The following is a 1,069-nucleotide window of genomic DNA, read 5'->3' as shown; positions in this document are numbered from 1 at the left end:
TATGAATCAACTCTCTACCCCAGTTTTTATCAGGGAGATGGTGAGTGATTCCTACCATCAAATCACCAAACTGACGATGAACTTGCATAGGTTGATCGTGGAGGTCTTCGATTTCTTTAGGGCTAATTTCTTCTAAGATGTACTGACTTTGGCGCAGGAGATAACGATGACTCACTTTTGTAGGATCTAACTTACGATGTAGGCCTCGCCAGAGACTATTCTCCCAATTCCCCAGCACTCTTGCAGTGATGGGCAAGCTAGCTAAGAGGTCCAATATCCTTCTACGCCCTGTTCCTGGCATCAGAATATCTCCCAAAAGCCAGTACTCATCTACCTCTGCCGCTCTTGCATCAGCCAGAACAGCTTCCAAAGCTGTCGTATTTCCATGTATGTCTGAAAGAACTGCTATTTTGGTCATTCTTTCTCCTCATTTCCTCTTACTTCTTCTGTTAGTATTATAGCAGAAATGCCATAAAATAGAGTCGTTTCTGCTCTCCTAGAAAACTTGGAAAATCACTCCTTTCTTGCTATAATATAAGTAAAGAGAATCCTCATTTATAGCAAGATACTCTTCAGTAGCACTCTTTTAACAAGGATTGGAGGACTATTGCCATGAAAAAATATCTTAAGTATATCCCATACTACCTTGTCATTTTCTTCTTTTACTGGCCCCTCTATGAGCTATTCTTACTACTCATCACTGACCCATATACACTGAAGGAACTGTACATTAACAACATCATCCTCTTTTCACCTTTAGCAACCTTCATCGTATCCCTTCTTTATAGCTACCGGTTTCATTTCTCACTTTGGTGGTTGCTGGGTATTGGACTGCTCTATTGCTTTACCATCATCACCTTTGGTGAGTTCATTCTTCTTTATCTCGTAGCCTATGAAATCTTCGCCCTACTTGGTATGGCATCAGGTAGAGGTCTTAGCCATCTTACAAACAAGCAGAAAAGTAAAAAAATAGGATAAAAGCCTTGAAAATTCTCGCAATCATGCTATAATAATGCATAGAGACAAGTCACTTAGTCCCTTTCTACTAGAGAGTGCGTGGTTGCTGGAA

At 40.5% G+C, this 1,069-nt stretch carries 2 protein-coding genes; one reads left to right on the top strand and one right to left on the bottom strand.

The features are described 5' to 3' along the window. A partial coding sequence (locus GMD4S_RS09260) for a metallophosphoesterase family protein (RefSeq protein WP_000161106.1) occupies window positions 1-418 on the bottom strand: 418 nt, incomplete at its 3' end. A 194-nt stretch (window positions 419-612) separates the two neighbouring features. Here GMD4S_RS09260 and GMD4S_RS09255 point away from each other — a divergent pair. Next, window positions 613-978: a hypothetical protein gene (locus GMD4S_RS09255; RefSeq protein WP_000760373.1), complete on the top strand. Its 366-nt coding sequence runs from the start codon at window positions 613-615 to the stop codon at window positions 976-978. The last annotated feature ends 91 nt before the right edge of the window (window positions 979-1,069 follow it).

This window comes from Streptococcus sp. GMD4S (genome assembly GCF_000296955.1).
Note: the sequence above shows the minus strand (reverse complement) of the source record. Positions and strands in the feature narration are given on the sequence as shown.

Coding starts and splice junctions, on each gene's coding strand:
- GMD4S_RS09255 (WP_000760373.1), top strand. CDS start 613: ATGAAAAAATATCTTAAGTATATCCCATACTACCTTGTCATTTTCTTC.